Genomic DNA, 13,969 nt, shown 5'->3' with positions numbered 1-13,969 from the left:
CCACTTTTTTAAATATCCTCATCTTATTTATTATAACATAAAAATTAAAACTGCAGCAAAGCTGCAGTCCGGACGAAATAATGTTAACGATGATCTTCTTCTTCGTAAAACAGTTCTAAGTTTTCCCACCGTTTTTTTAGGGTAAGGGAGGAAATTTGCGTAAGAAAAATTTTACCGTTGGTTAAAACTAACGACTTAAAGGGTTCTTCACCAATTTTTTCTACCGGAAGTTTAAACGAAAAATGGCTTAAAATTCTACCATAATCTTTAGCGGAAAAGGTTTCAATATCGAAAATTCCAATAACCTCTTTTCCCGGCACAACGAAATCGCTTCCCAAGTGTAAAAACATAACTATTCCCCCTAAAATACTTTACCGTTCTCAATGAAAACTACCTGATGATAGTTTTTTAAATCAATGGGTTCGGTAGCAGTTATAAATACCTGGTCACTGTACTTTAAGAAAAAACCCTCAAGGGTCTCTTTTTTTTCCTTATCAAATTCACTATAAAGGTCATCTAATAGTACCACCGGTCTTTCCCCGGAAATCTTTGCCATATATACCGCCTGAGCAAGTTTAAATAATAAAAGTGCGCCTTTTTTCTGGCCCTGAGAGCCAAATATTTTTAAATCTCTTCCGTTTACGTAAAAATTTAAATCATCCCGATGGGGTCCAAATAAAGACTGCTTTTTGTCCTTTTCTTCGGTATATCTTTGCTTTAAGAGTTCAAAGATTTTTTCTTTATCATCTGTTCCGGTAGTTTTATAAGAAACCTCGATTTTTCCGGGTAAAAACCTTAATTGAGCGTTTAGTTCCTTTATTATATCATTTAAAATCTTTAAACACTTTTCCCTTTCCTTGATAATTTCCGCACCAAACTCCGCTAACTTATAATTCCAAGCCTCAATTAAATTTTCCACATCCCGTGATTGTTTTAAAAGAGCATTTTTATTGGTTAAAACTTTCTGGTAATAAATTAAACTTAATAGGTAAGTTTTACTGGTTTGAGCTAAAAATAAGTCTAAAGCTTTTCTTCGATTTGCCGGAAATCCAAAAAAAACCACCGGCTCATCCGGAGTAAATAACACGCCCTTAAGATTCCCCAGAATACTGCTAAAACTTTTTTGTTTTTGACCGTTTTTTAAAAAAAACTTACCTTTTTCCGAGTATTCTACCCCTAAAGTTATTTTTTGGTCGTTTTTACTGATTTTTGCTCCTATTTGAAAGCTTTCCGCTCCAAAACGGATTAAAGAATTATCTTTTCCGCGAAAAGACTTACCGATTACCAAGTAATAAATTGCTTCAATCAGATTTGTCTTACCCTGACCGTTGGCCCCATAAATTAATATCTTCCCCGGAGAAAAATCTACTAAAAGTTCGTCGTAATTGCGAAAATTTACAATCTGGAGTCGGTCGACAAACACGTTACCGCTCCTCTTTTTCCACAATTAATGCAGGGCCTCCGGCAATTTCCACCCGGTCACCGGGATATATTTTTTTCTTTCGCCGGGTTTCAACCACGCCGTTTACTAAAACCATGCCACTTCTTATCATTTTTTTGGCTTCGCCGCCGGTCATGGCTATGTTTGCCCACTTCAATAATGAATCCAATTCAATATATTCCGTATGGATGTAAATTTTTACCATAATATCACCTATGAAGGTCTAACCGGAAGTACCAAACAGAGGTAGTTCTCGTCATTAACCGGTTTTACCACCCCTGGATTAAGTGGTCCGGTGAGACTTAAATAAATTTCCTCCGTTTCTAATACTTTTAAAACATCAATTAAGTACCGCGTATTAAAAGCTACGGTAAACTCTTCCCCCTCTAACGATATCGGTAATTCCTCCCGGATGGAACCGGACTCGGACTGGCTTGTAATGATCATGTTTTCCTTTTCCAAATAAAACTTGGCAACGGGAGTTTTGTCTTTATCCCGCGGAAGTAACGCTGCCCTTTCCAGTGAATCCAAAAAATATTTTTTATTTACGAGAATGTTAGACTTAAAAGCAGTGGGAATTACCTGTTGATAATTGGGAAATTGTCCTTCAATTAAACGGGATGTAAGTTTAATACCGTTTCCGGAAAATTCTACCTGCCCTTCGCTTATTTTTATTAAGATTTCTTCAACGGTCCCAAAAATTCTTACTGCCTCGTGTAAGGTTCTACTGGGAATAATCACATTAATATTTTTGCCGGTATCTTCTCTTTTAATAAATGTTTTCCTAAAAGCAAGCCGGTGGGTATCACTGGCTACTAACCTTAGTTCCGGACCAACTATTTCAAATAAAACCCCGGTAAATACCGGTCTTGATTCATCGGTTCCGGTGGCAAATAAAACCTGTTTAATAAAGGTAGAAAATTCTTCCCCGCTTATATAAAAGCTTTCACCGTCAATAACCTCTTCATTTTTAGGAAACTCCTCCGACCGGTAAGTGGCCACCGATAATTCCGACGAACCGTATTTTATCACGCATTTTCCTTCATTTGGTAAATATTCAAACATTAACTCCGTTTCCGGAAGTTTTTTAATAATATCCCCGAGAAACTTTGAAGCAAGAACCACACTGCCTCCATTAATTATCTTTGCCGGAAAGGAAGTTTCAATGGACATTTGTAAATCGGTGGCAGTCAGGGTAATGGTACTATTTTGTTCGTCGGCTACGAAAAGAATACCGGTTAAAACGGGAAATGGACTTTTGATAGAAACTGCCTTTTGCGCTAAAGAGATATTTTCCGAAAGAATTGAAGTTGGGCAGGTAAACTTCATTCCTTATCCTCCTTTTAAAAACTAATTATAGGATCGTAGTAATAATCAGGATTGTGGAAATTGTGGAAAACTTAAAAAAACCTCTTTAAAAATTAAACTATCCACTTGTGAATAAACTGTTTAAAAACAAAAATCTTATACACAAAATTAAAAAAGAAAAAACGTTTTAAGCAGAAGTTTAAATTTTATGTTAAAAGTTGTTCATCAAGCTTTGTGGATTTGTTCGGTAAGCTGTCTTATCACGGTTTTTAAGTTTGGGTCTGATTGAAGGTCTTGTTGAATTTTTTCGTGCGCATGAATGACGGTGGTGTGGTCACGGCCGCCAAATTCCTCACCAATTTTAGGCAAGGAGGCGTCCGTAAGTTCCCGGCATAAGTACATAGCAACCTGACGGGGAAATGCCACCGACTTGGTTCGTTTTTTCGCTTTTAAGTCGTCCACGGTCAGGCCATAAAAGTTGGCTACCACCTGTTGAATCAAGGGAATAGTTATGGGTTTAACGTGATTTGAAGGAAGTAAATCTTTTAAGGCCTTTGCTGCCAGATCAACGGTAATTGGCTCGCCGTGCAGGCCGGCATAGGCCACAACCCGGATTAATGCCCCTTCCAATTCCCGAATGTTAGAAACAATCTCATTGGCAATGAAATTTAAAACCGCATCGTCTACATGAAGATTATCAAGCTGGGCTTTTTTTCGCAGAATAGCAATTCTCGTTTCTAAATCCGGAGGTTGAATATCGGTAATAAGACCCCATTCGAACCTTGATCTTAAGCGATCCTCTAATGTTGATAGTTCTTTGGGTGTTCGGTCACTGGATATGACAATTTGTTTATTCGCTTCGTATAAAGCGTTAAAGGTATGGAAAAACTCTTCCTGGGTTCGTTCTTTTTTCTCTAAAAATTGAATATCATCTATTAGTAATACGTCTATACTCCGATATTTGTTTCTAAATTCTTCGGTGGTATCGTCCTTAATTGAGTTTATCAAATCATTGGTAAACTTTTCAGTGGTAACGTACGCTACTTTCATTTCCGGCTTATTTTTCAAGATATAATGGCCGATAGCGTGCATGAGGTGGGTTTTACCCAGACCAACGCCACCGTAGATAAAAAGTGGATTATACGCTTCAGCGGGTGACTCGGCTACGGCAAGACAGGCGGCATGGGCGAAACGGTTGGAGTTACCCACCACAAACGTTTCAAAGGTATATTTGGGATTTAAGGTAAAAAAGATGCCTTCTTCAAAAAATTTGCTTGGTTTTTTGGGAGAATTTTTCTTTACTTTTGTTTTTCCTTCGCTTTCTTCTAATGCCGATTCACTGGGTACAACTAATTTAAAGTTAATATCTTCATTGGTTATTAAGCTTAAAATATGTTTAATTAAGCTGGCGTAGTGCTCTTCTAACCAATCTTTGGCAAATTTATTGGGAACCTCTACTAATATGGTGTTTTCTAAGAATCCCAGGGGCCTGATACTTTTAATCCACATGTCCCAGCTTGGTTTGTTGACGTGATTTTTAAGTACTTCCATTACCTGTTCCCAAAGCTCTTCAACCGGATTTTTCAACATCATTACCCTCCCGGAATAAAAACGTCTATAAGGCATTAAAAACCAGGAAGGAAAAAAAATCCTACCTGGTTGATGTAAACACTATCCTAACAGTTTTTCCACAACTTATTCACAACTTGTGCATATCTTATTGTAAAAAATTATCCACAGGATGATTAGTTCATTAAAATAATAGCATAACTGAAGATATACCTGCAATAATTATTTAAAAAGTTATTCACAACCTGAAAAAAATGTGAAAAAAATTTTGTGGATTTGTGGATAAAACAAGGTTTTTACTATTTTTTGCTAATAAAAAAGTTTTATAAACAGCCTGGTGAAAGTAAGGGTTGTGGATAAAGAAAAAATCAAGAAAAATTTCTTGACGGGTCTTATCCCATCTTCTATAATTTAGGTGTATCTATGGGGGATAAAGGCTTTTTTAGATAGATTAGGAGGTGTGAAAATGAAAAGGACCTATCAGCCAAAAAACCGGCGACGGAAAAGAGTACACGGTTTCTTAAAGCGGATGCGAACCCCAGGCGGGCGTAGAGTTATTAAAAGACGGCGGCTTAAAGGTAGAAAGAGACTTACTGCATAAAGGCCCAACGGGCCTTTATTCTGTATAAGCTTCTCTAATTTGGGAAATCCTTTTAAAAGATGTGCTATGAAAAAATGCCAGTTTCTTTCTAAAAACGAAGAATACCGTAATATTTATCAAAATGGTCGTTCCATAGCATCCCGTTACTTTGTTGTTTATTACTTAAAAAACGATGATGAGAGCAAAATACCCTCTTTTGGTGTTTCGGTGAGTAAAAAAATTGGTAAAGCAGTTGTTCGGAATCGTTTACGGAGAAGATTAAAAGAAGCTTTAAAAAGACTATGCGTTGAATTTTTACCCGGATATGATTATGTAGTTATACCCCGGGTATCCTTTAAAAATGATGAATTTTCTGTGATTTTGGAACAGCTATTATATATAATTAAGTTATTGAAGCGGTCGATTAATAATGCGTAAAATTATCTTACTTCTTATTCGTTTTTATCAAAAATTTGTATCTCCTATTTTAGGTAGTAATTGTCGTTTTTACCCAACCTGTTCCCAGTATACTTATGAAGCTATTGAGCGGTATGGAGTAATCTACGGCAGCTACCTGGGTATTAAAAGAATCCTGCGCTGTCATCCTTTTAATCCCGGAGGCTATGATCCGGTACCCGAGAAAAAGCTAAGGAGGTAAAAATGATTTGCAGCCTTTAATTGATGCCATAACCTGGATTTTAAATAACCTTTACTTATTTACCAAAAGCATAGGAATACCGAGTTATGCCCTGGCTATTATTTTGCTTACTATTTTGATAAAAATAATCTTATATCCTTTAAATCATGCACAAATGAAGTCAATGAAAGTGATGCAGGAACTGCAACCAAAAATGCAGGAAATACAAAAAAAATATAAAAATGACCCGCAAAAGCAGCAGCAGGCTTTAATGGAATTGTATAAAGAATACGGGGTTAACCCGATGTCCGGTTGTCTGCCATTATTAATTCAATTACCTATTTTGATAGCGTTGTATCAAGCGCTTTATCGTTTTCAATATCTAAATCCGGCACATGCCAAATTTTTCTGGATTTCCAATATAAGTCATAAAGACCCGTATTTTATTTTACCGATACTGGCTGCTCTTACCACTTACATCCAGAGTAAAATGACTATGCCGTCGGGCAATGACCCCAATCAAAAAGTTATGCTTTACGTTATGCCGTTAATGATTGGCTGGATTGCTATGACGTTGCCGGCAGGATTGGGTATTTACTGGGTAATGTTAAATATCATGGGCATTATTCAGCAATATTTTATTAACAAGAGCACCCATAAGAACGGTGAAAGGGGTACCTTGTAAAATGCGGGAGATTGAGGTTACCGGCAAGACTGTCGAAGATGCGATAAGTTTTGGTTTAGAGCAGCTTGGGGTCGAACGCTCAGACGTGGAGATTGAAATTTTGGAGCAACCTTCCAAAGGTATTTTAGGTCTTTTTGGACAGAAACCGGCAAAGGTAAGACTTACTATTAAAAGCAGGGTTATTGAAAAGGCCAAAAAATTTTTGGATGATGTTATTGCGGCCATGGGTGTTAAAGTTAGTTATGAAATTTTACAGCGGGAAGACCACCTGTTAATTAACCTCTATGGCAATGATGTTGGTATATTAATTGGGTACCGGGGGGAAACTTTAGATGCGTTGCAATATATAACTAATTTGGCTGCCAATAAAAATGAAATAACTCCCCGGCGGATTATTTTAGATGCCCAGGGATATCGCGAGCGACGGGAAAAAACTTTAATCCGCCTTGCTGAAAGAGTGGCGGAAAAGGTCCGGCAAAAAGGACGTCCTTTTGCTTTAGAACCTATGACCCCGCAGGAACGAAGAATTATTCACACTGCTTTACAAAACTTTGAAGGAGTTTATACCTACAGTGAAGGCGAAGATCCCAACCGTAAAGTAATAATAGCACCTAAAAGATAGGCAGGTCTAACACCTGCCTTTTTTCATCGTTTAAATGTTGTTATAATTTTTTAAAAAGCTCTTAGGAGTGAAAGACATGATGGAAGATACTATCGCAGCCATTTCTACCCCTTTAGGGGAAGGAGGCATTGGAATCGTACGGGTTAGCGGTCCGCAAGCTATTGAGGCCGTTAAAAAAGTTTTTGTACCGCGAAAAAACAAGGATTTGGCCAAGGTTCCAGGCTTTACTCTCCATTATGGAAAAATTATTGACCCTGCTGACGGTAAAATCGTGGATGAGGTTTTGGTATCGGTTATGCGGGCCCCTAAAAGCTATACCGGTGAAAATGTGGTAGAAATTAACTGTCACGGCGGAATTGTGGCGGTGGAAAAAGTATTGGAACTTATTTTAAAGCAAGGGATACGTTTAGCCGACCCCGGGGAGTTTACCAAAAGGGCTTTTTTAAACGGGCGCATTGATTTATCCCAGGCCGAAGCGGTTATTGATATTATCCGGGCCAGGACCGATGCAAGTTTGAAGCTTGCGGAACGACAATTATCTGGCGAACTTCGGGAAAAAATAAATGCTGTGCGGCAAAAAATTATCAACATTTTAGCTTTTATCGAAGTAAGCATTGACTATCCGGAATACGAGTTTGATGAAGTAAGTCCCGATTCCGCCCTTAAAAACATTGATGAAATTATAAGTGACATTCAAAAACTTCTCTCTTCGTATGAACGGGGACGGATTTTAAAAGAAGGTATTACGGCGGTTATAGCCGGAAAACCCAATGTAGGAAAGTCGTCTTTATTAAATGCTTTATTGCGGAAAAAAAGGGCTATAGTTACCGATATACCCGGCACTACCCGGGATGTGATTGAAGATTATTTGAATTTAAAAGGAATCCCGGTTAAAATTGTCGATACAGCGGGTATCCGGGAAACGGAAGATTTAGTGGAAAAGCTTGGAGTAGAAAAGACCCGGGAATATTTAAATCAGGCGGATGTGACATTATTTGTTATCGACGTTAGTATGGGGATTGATGAAAATGATGAGAAGATTTTAAGTTTAATAAATAAAGATAAAAGTTTATTGGTAATTAATAAAATTGACTTACTGCCGGGTAAGGTAAATTTTGAACACTATGCGCAAAAAACCGGAATTAAAAATTACGTTCCTTTTTCCGCCAGGAACTTTGAAGGACTGGAAACTTTAGAAAATAAGCTTTACGAACTATTTCTTCCCGAACAGGAAGGAGGCGGTGAATCCGCTTTAATTTCCAACCTTCGCCATAAAAATTACCTGGAAAAAGCTTTAAATTCTTTATTAAGTGCCAAGAAAAATATAGCTTCTGGGGAGCCGGTAGATCTTGTGGCCATTGATTTAAACGAGGCCTTAAGGGAATTAGGAGCAATTACCGGCGATACTATTGGTGATGAGATCATAAATGAAATATTTTCCCAATTTTGTGTAGGAAAGTAGGGGTGTGAAATGGAATATCATGCTGGTGATTATGATGTGATTATAGTGGGAGCCGGTCATGCGGGAGTGGAAGCGGCGCTGGCTTCTGCCCGGATGGGACTTAAGACTTTGCTTTTAACTTTATCCCTGGATAATGTGGCTTTAATGCCCTGCAATCCTGCTGTTGGCGGTCCCGCAAAAGGTGTGGTGGTTCGGGAAGTGGATGCTTTAGGCGGAGAAATGGGAATTAACACCGACAAAACATATATTCAAATTAGGATGCTTAATACCGGAAAAGGACCGGCTGTTCGCACTTTGCGCGCTCAAGCGGATAAACGACGTTATCAGGAAGAGATGAAGAAAACCATTGAGCGTCAGGAAAACCTTTATTTAAAACAGGCAGAAGCCATCAAAATCTTGGTCGAAGGGGAAAAAGTTAAAGGAGTACTTACCCGGACCGGGGCTATTTTTACTTCGCGGGCAGTCGTCGTCACCTCGGGAACTTATTTAAGTTCAAGGATTATTATTGGAGATGTTCACTATCCTTCCGGACCGGCAGGATTTCCCTATGCAACTCTCCTATCCAGGAGTCTGGCCGATTTAGGATTTAAATTGGGGCGTTTTAAAACTGGAACTCCTGCCAGGGTTGACAAAAGAACCGTTGATTTTTCCAAGATGATTGAACAACCGGGCGATGACCGTCCCCTTTATTTTTCTTATATGACCGAAGGAATAAAGCGACCCAATGTATCCTGCTGGCTTACCTACACCAATTTAGAAACTCATACCATTATCTTAGAAAATTTGCACCGGTCCCCTCTTTATTCGGGGGAAATTAAAGGAGTTGGCCCCAGGTATTGTCCTTCAATTGAAGATAAGGTTGTGCGTTTTTCCGATAAACCAAGACATCAGGTGTTTTTAGAGCCGGAAGGGCTTGATACTTATGAAATGTATGTCCAGGGCATGTCCACCAGTCTTCCTGAAGATTTACAAATAAAAATGTTACGTACTTTACCGGGACTTGAACATGTAGAAATTATGCGACCTGCCTATGCAATCGAGTACGACTATATTGATCCAACTCAGTTAAAGCTTACCTTAGAAGCAAAGCACATTAAAGGACTTTTCTTTGCCGGGCAAATTAACGGGACTTCCGGTTATGAAGAAGCTGCCGGTCAGGGGATAGTTGCCGGAATTAATGCTGCTTTATACGTTAAAGAAAAAGAACCGTTTATTTTAAAAAGATCTGAAGCTTACATCGGGGTCATGATTGATGACCTCGTAACCAAGGGAGTTACCGATCCCTACCGGCTTTTAACTTCCCGGGCGGAATATCGGCTAATTTTGCGCCATGATAATGCGGATCTTCGCCTCACCGAAAAAGGTTATAAAATTGGTCTTGTTACCGAAGAGCGGTGGCGAAAGTTCAATGAGCGGGTTGAGAAAATCAATAAGTTGATGGAATTTTTGGAGGAGAACCAGGTAACCCCTACTAAAAGAAATCTTGAAATCATGGAGGAATACGGTACCTCTCCACCCAAACATGGAATTTCCGGTAAAGAGTTTTTACGACGACCGGAAATTAACATGGATGCCATTGAAAAAATTTTTGCCATCGAAGGGCAGTTTTCCGACGATGTAAAGGAGCAGGTGGAAATCTTAGTAAAATATGAAGGTTACATTGAAAAACAACTAAAGGAAATCGAGCGTTTTAATAAATATGAAGGTAAAAAATTACCTCCCGATTTTGATTACAGCAAGGTGAAAGGTTTATCGGCAGAAGCGGTGCAAAAACTTAATGCTATAAAACCGGAAAATATTGGACAGGCTTCGCGGGTTTCCGGAGTGACTCCTGCCGATATTTCGGTATTACTAATTTATTTAGAGAGTAAAAAAAGTGAGGATGGAAATGGAAACGAAGCTTAAAGCTTTTTTTGCCGAGTTTGGACTGACAATTGAAATGGAAAAAATCAAACTCTTTGAGTATTATTATCGCTTATTAATATCTGAAAATGAAAAATACAACTTAACCGCGGTAACCGGTGAAGATGAGGTTATAGTAAAGCATTTTCTTGATAGTACGGCTGTGCTGCTTTATCGCGACCTAACGGATTTAAAAGCGGTGGATATTGGAACCGGTGCCGGTTTCCCTGGTATTCCCCTAAAAATTATGGTTCCGGGTTTAGAAATACTGCTTTTGGATTCTATAAAAAAACGGTGTCAATTTCTTGAAAGGGTTGTACGGGAATTGAACTTTAAAAACGTAGTGGTGTTAAACGAACGTGCGGAAAACGTTGGCCAGCAAAAGCTGTATCGGGAAAATTTTGATTTAACCTTTTCCCGGGCTGTGGCTGAAGTTAGAATCTTACTGGAGTTTCATGCTCCCCTATTACGCGTGGGGGGAGAAGCTATCCTGTTTAAAGGCCCCGAGGTAGATGAAGAGTTAAAAAAGGCCGAAACGGCTGCAAAACAACTGGGCTTGGGGTTAATGGATGTATTTCACTATCGACTACCGGGAAACTTTGGAGAGCGCTCTTTGGTGGTATATAAAAAATTAAAAACCACTCCGGAAAATTATCCCCGGCGTCCGGGTATTCCGGAAAAAAGACCTTTATAATTTTAAATGTTTCACGTGAAACATACGACTGATCTCAAAGGGTAAAAAAGAAAAATTTAATGTTTCACGTGAAACATTAAGAAACAAACCGAAAATTATGTTAAAATATGATTAGTTAATTCACACAGCGGAGAGGATGTTATGGGAAAGATTATTGCCGTTGCCAACCAAAAAGGTGGCGTTGCAAAAACGACTACAGCAATAAATTTAGGGGCAGCCCTGGCATTAGCAGGGAAAAAAGTCCTTTTAGTGGATACCGATCCCCAGGCAAATTTGACCAGTGGTCTGGGATTTCCAAAGGAAGGACTGCCGGTAACAATTTATGACATGCTGGTGGACGGCGTTAAGGAAGAAGGGATTTTAGAAACGGAAATTTCCGGGCTCTATCTCATTCCGTCTACGGTAGAGTTGGCTGGCGCTGAAATTGAACTGGTCATGCTGGAAGAAAGGGAGCTTCGCTTAAAAAAAGTGTTGCTTCCCATTAAAGATAAATACGATTACATCTTAATTGACAGCCCACCATCCTTGGGCCTTATTACCTTAAACGGTCTGGCAGCGGCAGATACCATCCTTATTCCCATTCAGTGCGAGTATTATGCTTTAGAGGGGGTAACCCAGTTAATAAATACCATTGATCTTGTAAAAAAACGTCTAAACCCGGATTTAAAAATTGAAGGGGTTTTACTTACCATGTTTGACGGTCGGACCAATCTATCAATTCAGGTAGTAGAAGAGGTTAAGGGATTTTTCAAGGGGTTAGTTTACGGTACGGTAATCCCGCGCAATGTCCGTTTATCGGAGGCGCCGAGCTACGGAAAACCCATCTTTTTGTATGATCCAAAGTGCCGCGGAGCGGAGGTATATCATGAACTTGCCAAGGAAGTGATGGAAAGAAATGAAAAATAAGAAAGGTTTGGGTCGAGGGTTAAATGCATTGATTCCCGAGGGAAAATTAAATTTAGAGCGGAAAAATGGACTTTTAGAAATTGCTGTTGAAAAAATAATACCAAATCCCAGACAGCCCCGCACGATTTTTAGCGAGGAAGCTTTAAAGGAGCTGGCGGAATCAATTCAAAAGCACGGGGTTTTACAGCCTATCGTAGTTCGAAAAATTGATGAAGAAAAATATGAATTGGTGGCCGGTGAACGGCGCTGGCGGGCAGCCCAGTTAGCGGGGCTAAAACAAATTCCTGCGGTAGTAAAGGATTTAAACGATGAAGAAGCAACCGTAGTAGCATTAATGGAAAATCTCCAACGGGAAGACTTAAATCCCTTGGAGCAGGCCAAAGCTTTAAAGCGTCTTATTGAGGAGTTTGGCTTAACCCAGGAAGAGGTAGCTGAAAACCTGTCTAAATCCCGCACGTACGTGACGAATCTCTTGCGCCTGTTAAATCTTCCCCCGGTAATTCAGGAAATGGTGGAGAAAGGTGAATTGAGTTACGGTCATGCCCGGGCTCTATTAGCTTTAGAAGACCCAATTAAAATGAGTGAAGTTGCCCGCAAGGTGAAAAATGAGGGTCTTTCGGTGCGGGCAACGGAAGAATTGGTGAAAAAAATAAAAAATAGCCCTGAAGAAAAAATAAGAACCAAACGGCAGGTAGCTCCGGAAATCCGGGAAATTGAAGACAAGTTACGAGCCTTCTTTTCTACTAAAGTAGAAGTAAAAAATACTGCTAAAGGGCGGGGAAAAATAACCATTGAATATTATTCGCCGGAGGAGTTGCAGCGGATTCTTGATTTATTGTATATCGAATGAGAGGTGAATTATATGTCACCAATTTACTTTGACAACAGTGCCACAACCTACCCCAAACCCCCGGAAGTAATGGAAGCAATGATATATTTTGCCGAAAAAGTAGGAGCAAACCCCGGAAGAGGAAGTCATCAAAAGGCTTTAAAAGCTGCCCAAATAATCCTTGAAGCCCGGGAAGCTATAAAAAAATTAATCAATGGAGTTTCGGCAGACCGGGTAATTTTTACCGCCAATGCAACGGAAAGCTTAAACTTAGCCTTAAAAGGCCTTCTTCAAGCCGGAGATCATGTCATAGCATCGCCTTTTGAGCATAATGCGGTTCAACGACCTTTAAACCGCTTGTGCCGGGAAGGAGTTGAGGTAAGTTACTTATCATCATCACCCAAGGGAGAAATCGACCCTAATGAAATAAAAAAGCTTTTAAAGCACAATACCCGGGCGGTGGTTTTAACCCATGCTTCAAATGTTTTGGGATGCATCACACCGGTAGCGGAAGCAGGAAAGATTTGCAGGGAAGCGGGAATTGCTTTTATTGTAGATGCGGCACAATCCCTGGGAACGATACCGGTGGACGTCCAGAGCTGCAACATTTCCCTGCTGGCTTTTACCGGTCATAAAGGATTATACGGTCCTCAAGGAACCGGCGGCCTCTATATCGCGCCGGAATGGGAAAAGGTGGTAAGAACCTTAAAAGAAGGCGGGACCGGGGGGCATTCGGAAGAAGAGCTACCGCCGGAAATTTTGCCGGATAAATACGAGAGTGGTACCCTCAATACGATTGGTATTGCGGGACTAAAAGCCGGGGTGGAGTTTGTTTTAAAGACAGGTGTGGAGAAAATTTTTCAGCATGAAAAGAAACTTACCCAGAAGCTTTATCAGGGGTTAAAGGAGCTGGGGGCGGAAATTTTGGGTCCGGATCTGGAAAACGACCGGGCACCGCTAATATCTTTTAATTTACCCGAAGCCGATGCGGCAACGGTAAGCTTTATGTTAGACAAGCTTTACGACATAGCCACCCGGCCCGGACTTCACTGTGCTCCTAAAGCCCATGAAGTTGCCGGAACCCTGGAGCGGGGGGCGGTGCGGGCAAGCTTCTCATATTTTAATACCGAAGAGGAAGTAGAGAAATTTTTAGAAGCAATAAAGGAGATAAAAGATGAGTTATAAAATGAGCCAAATTTTTGGCTCATTTTTTATGTGCGCCCGGCATGGGTGTTGCCTATAAGGTGAAAGTCCTGAACGGCGAAGGTAGTAGTAGCCGTTAGCTTAAGGCAAGGGTGTCCATCGCGAGGTGGAATCTGAAGGAAGCCGGCGGC

At 40.0% G+C, this 13,969-nt stretch carries 16 protein-coding genes; 11 read left to right on the top strand and 5 right to left on the bottom strand.

The annotated features are described in order from the left end of the window. Window positions 1-83 precede the first annotated feature (83 nt). The 5 genes from remB to dnaA all read right to left on the bottom strand — a co-directional run bounded on the left by remB (window position 84) and on the right by dnaA (window position 4,336). Window positions 84-350 carry an extracellular matrix regulator RemB gene (remB, locus tag ciss_RS00080; RefSeq protein ID WP_075864305.1) on the bottom strand — a complete coding sequence of 89 codons (267 nt, stop codon included), beginning with the start codon at window positions 348-350 and terminating at the stop codon, window positions 84-86. An 11-nt stretch (window positions 351-361) separates the two neighbouring features. Further along, complete coding sequence (gene recF / locus ciss_RS00075) at window positions 362-1,423, bottom strand: DNA replication/repair protein RecF (RefSeq protein WP_075864304.1); 1,062 nt, start codon at window positions 1,421-1,423, stop codon at window positions 362-364. Between the two features lies 1 nt (window position 1,424). Then, window positions 1,425-1,646: a S4 domain-containing protein YaaA gene (gene yaaA, locus ciss_RS00070; RefSeq protein WP_075864303.1), complete on the bottom strand. Its 222-nt coding sequence runs from the start codon at window positions 1,644-1,646 to the stop codon at window positions 1,425-1,427. 8 nt (window positions 1,647-1,654) lie between these two features. Continuing rightward, a complete protein-coding gene (dnaN, locus tag ciss_RS00065; protein WP_075864302.1) occupies window positions 1,655-2,770 on the bottom strand; it encodes a DNA polymerase III subunit beta in 1,116 nt (371 codons plus the stop codon). A 204-nt stretch (window positions 2,771-2,974) separates the two neighbouring features. Further along, a complete protein-coding gene (dnaA, locus tag ciss_RS00060) occupies window positions 2,975-4,336 on the bottom strand; it encodes a chromosomal replication initiator protein DnaA (RefSeq protein WP_075864451.1) in 1,362 nt (453 codons plus the stop codon). A gap of 448 nt (window positions 4,337-4,784) precedes the next feature. On the opposite strand from dnaA, the gene rpmH reads away from it, so the two are divergent. The 11 genes from rpmH (at window position 4,785) to ciss_RS00005 (ending at window position 13,820) form a co-directional block, all read left to right on the top strand. Then, window positions 4,785-4,919 carry a 50S ribosomal protein L34 gene (gene rpmH / locus ciss_RS00055; protein ID WP_075864301.1) on the top strand — a complete coding sequence of 45 codons (135 nt, stop codon included), beginning with the start codon at window positions 4,785-4,787 and terminating at the stop codon, window positions 4,917-4,919. A gap of 66 nt (window positions 4,920-4,985) precedes the next feature. Next, entirely contained in the window at window positions 4,986-5,336 is a 351-nt protein-coding gene (gene rnpA, locus ciss_RS00050) for a ribonuclease P protein component (protein ID WP_075864300.1), read from the top strand. Continuing rightward, window positions 5,329-5,556 (top strand): membrane protein insertion efficiency factor YidD, encoded by a 228-nt coding sequence (gene yidD / locus ciss_RS00045; RefSeq protein ID WP_075864299.1) that lies wholly within the window; start codon window positions 5,329-5,331, stop codon window positions 5,554-5,556. The genes rnpA and yidD overlap by 8 nt, the downstream gene beginning before the upstream one ends. 7 nt (window positions 5,557-5,563) lie before the next feature. Further along, window positions 5,564-6,220: a YidC/Oxa1 family membrane protein insertase gene (locus ciss_RS00040; RefSeq protein WP_075864298.1), complete on the top strand. Its 657-nt coding sequence runs from the start codon at window positions 5,564-5,566 to the stop codon at window positions 6,218-6,220. A gap of 1 nt (window position 6,221) precedes the next feature. Continuing rightward, window positions 6,222-6,842 (top strand): RNA-binding cell elongation regulator Jag/EloR, encoded by a 621-nt coding sequence (gene jag / locus ciss_RS00035; RefSeq protein ID WP_075864297.1) that lies wholly within the window; start codon window positions 6,222-6,224, stop codon window positions 6,840-6,842. A 76-nt stretch (window positions 6,843-6,918) separates the two neighbouring features. Beyond that, the gene (gene mnmE / locus ciss_RS00030) at window positions 6,919-8,304 is read left to right on the top strand and encodes a tRNA uridine-5-carboxymethylaminomethyl(34) synthesis GTPase MnmE (protein WP_075864296.1); all 1,386 of its coding nucleotides are present in this window, start codon (window positions 6,919-6,921) and stop codon (window positions 8,302-8,304) included. Between the two features lie 9 nt (window positions 8,305-8,313). Then, window positions 8,314-10,209: a tRNA uridine-5-carboxymethylaminomethyl(34) synthesis enzyme MnmG gene (gene mnmG / locus ciss_RS00025; RefSeq protein ID WP_075864295.1), complete on the top strand. Its 1,896-nt coding sequence runs from the start codon at window positions 8,314-8,316 to the stop codon at window positions 10,207-10,209. Further along, entirely contained in the window at window positions 10,193-10,900 is a 708-nt protein-coding gene (gene rsmG / locus ciss_RS00020) for a 16S rRNA (guanine(527)-N(7))-methyltransferase RsmG (RefSeq protein WP_166503954.1), read from the top strand. The genes mnmG and rsmG overlap by 17 nt, the downstream gene beginning before the upstream one ends. Window positions 10,901-11,041: 141 nt before the next feature. Further along, window positions 11,042-11,806, top strand: a complete 765-nt coding sequence (locus ciss_RS00015; RefSeq protein WP_075864294.1) for a ParA family protein — start codon at window positions 11,042-11,044, stop codon at window positions 11,804-11,806. Beyond that, on the top strand, window positions 11,796-12,656 hold the full coding sequence (locus ciss_RS00010) for a ParB/RepB/Spo0J family partition protein (RefSeq protein WP_075864293.1): 861 nt from the start codon (window positions 11,796-11,798) through the stop codon (window positions 12,654-12,656). The genes ciss_RS00015 and ciss_RS00010 overlap by 11 nt, the downstream gene beginning before the upstream one ends. A gap of 12 nt (window positions 12,657-12,668) precedes the next feature. Beyond that, window positions 12,669-13,820, top strand: a complete 1,152-nt coding sequence (locus tag ciss_RS00005; RefSeq protein ID WP_075864292.1) for an aminotransferase class V-fold PLP-dependent enzyme — start codon at window positions 12,669-12,671, stop codon at window positions 13,818-13,820. Window positions 13,821-13,969: the final 149 nt, after the last annotated feature.

The sequence above is a fragment of the Carboxydothermus islandicus genome, assembly GCF_001950325.1.
In the GTDB taxonomy this organism is placed as follows: domain Bacteria; phylum Bacillota; class Z-2901; order Carboxydothermales; family Carboxydothermaceae; genus Carboxydothermus; species Carboxydothermus islandicus.
The sequence above is the reverse complement of the archived record's forward strand: the minus strand, read 5'-3'. Positions and strand labels throughout refer to the sequence as shown.

Excerpts from the sequence above, each read along its gene's own strand:
- remB (WP_075864305.1), bottom strand. The coding sequence starts at position 350 with ATGTTTTTACACTTGGGAAGCGATTTCGTTGTGCCGGGAAAAGAGGTT.
- yaaA (WP_075864303.1), bottom strand. The coding sequence starts at position 1,646 with ATGGTAAAAATTTACATCCATACGGAATATATTGAATTGGATTCATTA.
- dnaN (WP_075864302.1), bottom strand. The coding sequence starts at position 2,770 with ATGAAGTTTACCTGCCCAACTTCAATTCTTTCGGAAAATATCTCTTTA.
- rpmH (WP_075864301.1), top strand. The coding sequence starts at position 4,785 with ATGAAAAGGACCTATCAGCCAAAAAACCGGCGACGGAAAAGAGTACAC.
- rnpA (WP_075864300.1), top strand. The coding sequence starts at position 4,986 with ATGAAAAAATGCCAGTTTCTTTCTAAAAACGAAGAATACCGTAATATT.
- yidD (WP_075864299.1), top strand. The coding sequence starts at position 5,329 with ATGCGTAAAATTATCTTACTTCTTATTCGTTTTTATCAAAAATTTGTA.
- jag (WP_075864297.1), top strand. The coding sequence starts at position 6,222 with ATGCGGGAGATTGAGGTTACCGGCAAGACTGTCGAAGATGCGATAAGT.
- mnmE (WP_075864296.1), top strand. The coding sequence starts at position 6,919 with ATGATGGAAGATACTATCGCAGCCATTTCTACCCCTTTAGGGGAAGGA.
- mnmG (WP_075864295.1), top strand. The coding sequence starts at position 8,314 with ATGGAATATCATGCTGGTGATTATGATGTGATTATAGTGGGAGCCGGT.
- rsmG (WP_166503954.1), top strand. The coding sequence starts at position 10,193 with ATGGAAACGAAGCTTAAAGCTTTTTTTGCCGAGTTTGGACTGACAATT.
- ciss_RS00015 (WP_075864294.1), top strand. The coding sequence starts at position 11,042 with ATGGGAAAGATTATTGCCGTTGCCAACCAAAAAGGTGGCGTTGCAAAA.
- ciss_RS00010 (WP_075864293.1), top strand. The coding sequence starts at position 11,796 with ATGAAAAATAAGAAAGGTTTGGGTCGAGGGTTAAATGCATTGATTCCC.
- ciss_RS00005 (WP_075864292.1), top strand. The coding sequence starts at position 12,669 with ATGTCACCAATTTACTTTGACAACAGTGCCACAACCTACCCCAAACCC.